Origin of the sequence: Arthrobacter sp. Hiyo1, assembly GCF_001263615.2 — a bacterium.
Lineage (GTDB): Bacteria > Actinomycetota > Actinomycetes > Actinomycetales > Micrococcaceae > Arthrobacter.
The window spans coordinates 946,729-952,565 of record NZ_DF952469.1 but is presented as its reverse complement, the minus strand read 5'-3'; the positions used below and the strand labels follow the sequence as shown (position 1 = coordinate 952,565).

The 5,837-nt window shown below is 63.4% G+C and carries 8 protein-coding genes; 4 read left to right on the top strand and 4 right to left on the bottom strand.

Translation table 11 applies throughout. The features are described 5' to 3' along the window. Nucleotides 1–16: 16 nt before the first annotated feature. The 4 genes from AHiyo1_RS24625 to AHiyo1_RS08690 all read right to left on the bottom strand — a co-directional run bounded on the left by AHiyo1_RS24625 (nucleotide 17) and on the right by AHiyo1_RS08690 (nucleotide 3,389). Entirely contained in the window at nucleotides 17–460 is a 444-nt protein-coding gene (locus AHiyo1_RS24625; protein WP_059388296.1) for an amidohydrolase family protein, read from the bottom strand. After that, nucleotides 439–894 carry a hypothetical protein gene (locus tag AHiyo1_RS24620; protein ID WP_059388295.1) on the bottom strand — a complete coding sequence of 152 codons (456 nt, stop codon included), beginning with the start codon at nucleotides 892–894 and terminating at the stop codon, nucleotides 439–441. Before AHiyo1_RS24620 ends, AHiyo1_RS24625 begins: the two co-directional genes overlap by 22 nt. A gap of 578 nt (nucleotides 895–1,472) precedes the next feature. Further along, nucleotides 1,473–2,378 carry an acetamidase/formamidase family protein gene (locus tag AHiyo1_RS08695; protein ID WP_059388294.1) on the bottom strand — a complete coding sequence of 302 codons (906 nt, stop codon included), beginning with the start codon at nucleotides 2,376–2,378 and terminating at the stop codon, nucleotides 1,473–1,475. Between the two features lie 33 nt (nucleotides 2,379–2,411). Continuing rightward, complete coding sequence (locus AHiyo1_RS08690) at nucleotides 2,412–3,389, bottom strand: branched-chain amino acid transaminase (protein WP_172465536.1); 978 nt, start codon at nucleotides 3,387–3,389, stop codon at nucleotides 2,412–2,414. Nucleotides 3,390–3,661: 272 nt separating this feature from the next. On the opposite strand from AHiyo1_RS08690, the gene AHiyo1_RS08685 reads away from it, so the two are divergent. The 4 genes from AHiyo1_RS08685 to AHiyo1_RS08670 form a co-directional block, all read left to right on the top strand. Further along, the gene (locus AHiyo1_RS08685) at nucleotides 3,662–4,564 is read left to right on the top strand and encodes an ABC transporter permease (RefSeq protein ID WP_148667466.1); all 903 of its coding nucleotides are present in this window, start codon (nucleotides 3,662–3,664) and stop codon (nucleotides 4,562–4,564) included. Then, a complete protein-coding gene (locus tag AHiyo1_RS08680) occupies nucleotides 4,561–4,926 on the top strand; it encodes an ATP-binding cassette domain-containing protein (RefSeq protein ID WP_059388291.1) in 366 nt (121 codons plus the stop codon). The genes AHiyo1_RS08685 and AHiyo1_RS08680 overlap by 4 nt, the downstream gene beginning before the upstream one ends. After that, a complete protein-coding gene (locus AHiyo1_RS08675; RefSeq protein ID WP_059388290.1) occupies nucleotides 4,923–5,450 on the top strand; it encodes an ATP-binding cassette domain-containing protein in 528 nt (175 codons plus the stop codon). The genes AHiyo1_RS08680 and AHiyo1_RS08675 overlap by 4 nt, the downstream gene beginning before the upstream one ends. Nucleotides 5,451–5,539: 89 nt before the next feature. After that, nucleotides 5,540–5,837: ATP-binding cassette domain-containing protein (locus AHiyo1_RS08670; protein WP_216363157.1), on the top strand; the 298-nt coding region annotated here is incomplete at its 3' end.

Below are 5,837 nucleotides of genomic sequence, written 5' to 3'. Positions count from 1 at the left end.
CGTCGGGGGCTGCTTGTCAGCAGGCTGGCCGGTTCCGGACGTCGCTCGAGACATGCTGCTTGAGCAGCGAGCCACCGGCTTCGGCCTTCAATTCCCGGTTTTCAACCATGACCTGCCCGCGCAGGACCGTCATGCTCGGCCACGCCGCTACCTCGTAGCCGTCCCACGGGGTGTAGTCGGCTTCGTGCAGGTCCTCGGCGTGGATGGCCTTCTTCACTGTGGTGTCCAGGACCGCCAGATCGGCGTCGCTGCCCACCGCGATCACGCCCTTCTGCGGGTACAGGCCGAGGATCTTCGCCGCGTTGGCCGAGGTGATGTCAACAAAGCGGGTCAGGTCAAGACCGCGTTTGGCCACCCCTTCGGTGTACGCGACGGCCATGCGCATTTCGACGCCGGCATGACCGCCCGTCGCGTCAAGAATGGTCTTGCCGCGGGTCTTCACCTCAAGGTCGGTGCACACGCCGTCGGTCGCCAGGGTGCTGAGTGAGCTTCGAGCAACGATTCCCACATGGAGTCGCGGTCCGTTTCCGACTTCAAGGAAGGGTAGGTGTGATAAATTGCGCCGTTCTTCTGTTTGTAGTCTTCCGCCGTGAAGTACGCGTAGTGCGGGAGGATCTCGCCGTACACCGCTTGGCCGCGCCCGCGTGCCTCGCGGATGGCGTCCACGCCTTCGCGGGCGCTGACGTGCATGAGGTAGATGGGCGCACCAACGTGCTCCGCGAGGGTGATGACCCGCTGGAAGGACAACTTTTCCGAGAGGTTGTTGTGGGCGTGGTGCATGTTCTCCAGCCCGATCCTGCCTTCGCGCTGCAATTGCTTGTAGGCGTACATGACAATGTCGTCGTCCTCGGCGTGCACCGCGAGCATTGCCCCGGCCTGGGCTGTTTGTTGCATGAGCCCCACATGTTGCCGAGGTCTGTCTTCTGCTTGGGGCGCGTCGGGGTGGTGTTGGTCATCCAGACCTTGTAGCTGCCATGGCCGGCCGCGACGGCGTCGGGGATCTGTTCGAGTACCTCGAATGGAATCTCCGGCTCCTTGAACGTGCCGTGCAAGGCGTAGTCGGTGTAGCTTGACCCGGCCCATTCGGCCGATTTGCGGGCAAAGGACTCCGAGAGCTCATCGCCGGGTTGCCAATGCGCGAAGTCCACCAGGGTGGTGGTGCCGCCATAGATGGCGCCCTCGCTCACCCGGTCGGGGCCAAAACACTTGATTCCGCTTTCGGCCGCCGTCGGGAGGACGGAATTGGTGTGGACATGCGGGTCTACGCCGCCGGGGACAACCAGTTGGCCGCGGAGATCGACCGTACGTGTCGCTTCCTCCGTGGGTCCGAGGCCGGTCTCGCGGAGGGACACAATCTTGCCTCCCGCGATGCCGATGTCCAGGGTTTTGGCGCCGGACGGGGTAACGACCAAGCCGTTGGTGAGAACGAGATCAAGCATCAGGGGGTCGCGCCTTTCAGTGTTGGTGACGGTTCAGTGTTTGTGAGGTTCAAGGGAAAACGGTGCGGAGGTGAAGAAGCGGGCGGCGAGGGAGACTTTGACCGAGGCACGGGCGTTGACGAGCTGGGACACGGAAACGTCTGCGGCCGCGCTCATCAGCATCGCTGTCTTCTCGCGGGTCCATTTCCGGTCCGCCTGCAGGAGTTCGAGCATGTCGTCGAGCGCCAGCCGCGCGGCGTCGTCGAGCGTCTCGCCGTCGCCGATTGTGATGACGGAACCCCCGGACAAGACCACCGGCCGTTTGACGGTGACCCCGGGCAAGACGTGGCAGGAGAGGACAACGCTGCCCTCGACCTCGACGGCGGTAAGGGAGCACTCCCCGTCGCCCTGTACCGCATGAAGGTCGCCGGCATAGAGCAAGGCGTTCGCGCTCTGCACGGGCAGGATCACGGCGGAACCGGCGGTGACGTCCTTGCAGTCCATATTGCCGCCGTGCATTCCGACGGTGCTGGAGTTGGGATTCCCATCGGCCGGTGCCACACCGATTTTCCCGATCATGGGTCGGATGGGAATCCGGATGTCGTCGTCGAACCGGACGCTCCCGTCCGCAATCTCTACCACCCGGCCGGACCGCCCCAGTCCGCCGGTGAAACCGCCGCGCCCGGGAAGTGTCACCATGGCGCCCCGGTCCGCTATCCGGATCTCGTGGACGTCAATACGGAGTGTGTCCCCGGGATTGGCGCCGCGCACTGCCACCGGCCCGGTCACGGGGATCGACAACTTCTCGTACTCCCCGGTGCTTTCGAACAGGCCGCCTGTCAGTAGGCTCCGGGCGCCGAGGGAGAACTGCTCGCCCTGGCATACTTCGATCACGGGGGTGGCGTCGCGGTCAAAGGATCCCGACGCCGATTCATGGCTTGCGTGGAGCATGTTCAGCATGCTGCCCCTTTCGTTTGAGTCGGCGGGGTGAAGCTATGCGGTGGGGTAGACGGGCTGTGCCCACTGTTGATCGGCGGCGACCCTTCCGACGACGGCCTGCCGGTACGCGTGCTGCAGCTGGCGGGTGAGTTCACCCGCAGTACCGTCGCCGATGGGCGTGCGGTCCACGGAAGAAACGTGGTTGATTTCGGCGGCGCTGCCGCACACGAAGATTTCGTCGGCCGAGTAGAGTTCCGTGCGGTCGATCGGGCGGATGTCGACCTCGACGCCGAGGACGTTGCGTGCCAGATGCAGGACGCTGTCCCGGGTGATCCCCTCCAGGATGCTGTCCGTTGCCGGGGGAGTGCACAACCGGCCCTGGCGGACCATGAACACGTTGTAGCCGGCACCTTCGGCAACGTGACCGTCCTCGGTCAGCAGAAGGGCTGCGTCGTAACCGTTGCGCCGGGCCTCCAGCATGGCAAGGCGTCCGTTTTGGTAGTTGGCGATCGATTTGACGCGGGGCGGCATGGAGCGGTCGGACAAGCGGGCCCAACTGCTGATCTGCACGTCCAGTCCGCTGGCACCGAAATAGTTGCCCATGGGGATGGCCGCCATGAATACGGAGACAGGGCCGGTGTCCTCCGGCTTGCCGTCGCTCGAGTCGACGAATACTTGTGCGCGCATGTGGAGGTTCCCGCGTAGCTCGTTCGCCCGCACCAGGCCGAGCAATTGTTCACTCAAGCCGCCGATGTCGCGCGGTCCGTCGATTTCCACCACCCGCATCGAGTCAATCAAGCGGCGCATGTGATCGGCCACCCGGAAGGCGTAGAGCTGCTGGTCCTCATCGCTCCAGTAGGCGCGGAACCCTTCGAAGACGCCGACGCCGTACTTCAACGTGGTGCTCAGGACATGGAGCTTGGCATCCGCGTATTCCACCAGTTCACCGTCACGGAGCAGGTAGCGAACGCTGGGCTCGAATGCGGGCTCATTGGTGTCGGTCACAGTTGCCGATTTACTCAGATTGGTCATTGTTGTCTCCAAATCGTCTTCGGAAAACAGATCAGGGCTCGGCTTCACACCAAGGTTGACATCCGTCTTCATCTTACTGTTGGTGTTGTCACCATAATGAAGACGCTTGATGGTCCTGTCAACAGTGACCATTGACACACAATCATAGACTTCAATAAAGTGATGAAACTTCGATATGCAAATTCTCGGCAGGATGTCGAGTGGCTGGAGCCCCGCATGCGCCAGTCAAAAGAAGGCTTTCACCTACACCCGTCAACCGGATCGAGTGCCAATTGAGTGAAACTACGACAGCCGAGTCCCGGACTCCAGTGAGGTCCCTGGGCGGACGTGCGTCGGGCTGGGCCAAGCAAGGCAGGGCCTGGGCGTACAAGCGATCAGGGGCGGTCCTTGCCGTCGTCGCCGCCGCCTTCATTGTGGGACTCCCGCTCGCGGCGATTTTTCTCCACCTTCCCCAAAACCCCCTCCAGCCGGACGTGGAATCCATGGCCCTGGCCCCCAACTCCGTTCATTGGTTCGGCACGGACGGCAACGGCATGGATGTGTTCTCCCGGACGATTGAATCGGCGAGGCTCGACCTTCCCATATCCCTCGCGGCGACGGCCATTGCCCTTGTCATCGGCGTTCCCTTGGGCCTCTTCGCTACTACCGGCGTGGCCGGCGAGGCGATCATGCGCGTAGTCGATGCCTTCGCCGCCCTCCCCATCATCGTGATAGCCGTGGTGTCCATCCAGCTCATGGGCGGCGGTGCCACCGATGTCATCCTCGCCATCGCCCTGGTTGCGGCTCCGCGCTTCGTACGCTTGTCCCGTGCGGCGGCGATTTCGCTCCGCTCATCGAGGTACGTCGAGGCGGCGGTGGCCATCGGATGCTCGCCAATCCGCGTGGCCTTCAACCACATCTTCAGGAACGCCTACGGTGTGATCCTCGTGCAGGCCACGCTGACCACTGCCGGCGCCCTGAGCACGATTGCCGCCTTGAACTTCCTCGGCGTCGGGGTCAAACCGCCCCAGCCAAGCTGGGGCGCGATGATCGACGACGGCGTGAGCATGCTCATCCGGGGCCAATGGTGGGCCGTGGCTTTTCCGGCGCTCGCCCTCCTCCTGGTCATCGGTTCTCTCAACATCATCGCCGGTGCCATTGAGGACAAGATGGAACGAGTGGAGCACACCCGATGAACAAGACCCTCCAAGTCCGGGAACTCGAAACCGAGTTCCACACTCCCCGGGGTGTGGTCCGGGCGCTGCATGGCGTCTCCTTTGAGGTGCAGGACAACGAGATTGTCGGGATCGTCGGTGAATCCGGCTCGGGCAAATCGACCGTGGTCCGCTCCATCACGAAGCTGTTGATGCCGCCGGGCAAGGTGTCTGCCGGCAACGTCAACTTCGCCGGCCGCAACCTCCTGGACCTGCCCGAGCGGGAAATGCGCCAAATCAGGGGCAAGGAGATCGGATTCATCGCCCAGAATCCGTTCAGCGCCTTGAACCCGGTGACCCGCATCGAAAAGCAGTTCGCCAATATCGCCAAGCGCACGGAGTGAAGGTTGATGCCTCCGAGCGCAGCCGTGCACTACAGCTCTTGGAGTCGACGGGAGTCCGCGATCCGGAACGCGTGATGCGCGGTTACGCGCACGAACTCAGCGGCGGCATGGCCCAGCGCGTCGTCATCGCCATGGCGCTTTACCTCAACCCTCAGCTGGTGATCGCCGATGAGCCGACGACGGCGCTGGACCTCACCGTCCAGCGCCAGGTCCTGGACACCCTTCGCCGGCTGACGGTCGAGAGCGGCCGTTCGATGCTGATCGTGACCCATGACCTCGGGGTGGTGGCCTCCTACTGCAACCGCGTCCTTGTCATGTATCGCGGAAATATCGTGGAACAAGGACTCGTTGAGGACGTTTTTGTCCGTCCGCGGCATCCCTACACGATCTCCCTGCTCAACTCGGTGGTGCGTCCCGAAGATGAGACGCAATTCGTTCCAGGGGACGCCGAAGCTCCGGATACCGCGGAGCCGGAAGCGCCTAACCCCTCCACGGTCCAATTGTCCGAAGCCCGGAGGTCTTGAGAATGCCGCTCCTTGAACTCGTGGATGTCACGAAGATCTTCCGTACTCCCCATGGGGAAGCACGCGCCGTGGATGGAATCACCCTGTCCGTGGAAGCCGGCGAGACGCTCGGCGTCATCGGCGAAAGCGGTTCTGGCAAGTCGACCCTGGGCCGCCTGATCCTGAGGCTCGCCGAGCCGGATTCCGGATCCGTCGTTATCGAGGGGCAGGACGTGTTGGCCCTTGGCCGTGGCGAACTCCGCCGGAAGCGCCGCCATTGGCAGATCGTCTTCCAGGAACCCTTCGCGTCATTGAACCCGCGCCTGACGATCCGGCAGATCGTCGAGGAGCCGCTCATCGTCGCCCGGATGGGCGACCGTGCCGAGCGGCGGCTGCGGGTCCTGGCAA

Bases quoted from the DNA above. Each gene is read 5' to 3' on its own strand.
- AHiyo1_RS08690 (WP_172465536.1), bottom strand. From the start codon at position 3,389: ATGACCAATCTGAGTAAATCGGCAACTGTGACCGACACCAATGAGCCC.
- AHiyo1_RS08680 (WP_059388291.1), top strand. From the start codon at position 4,561: ATGAACAAGACCCTCCAAGTCCGGGAACTCGAAACCGAGTTCCACACT.
- AHiyo1_RS08695 (WP_059388294.1), bottom strand. From the start codon at position 2,378: ATGCTGAACATGCTCCACGCAAGCCATGAATCGGCGTCGGGATCCTTT.
- AHiyo1_RS24620 (WP_059388295.1), bottom strand. From the start codon at position 894: ATGCAACAAACAGCCCAGGCCGGGGCAATGCTCGCGGTGCACGCCGAG.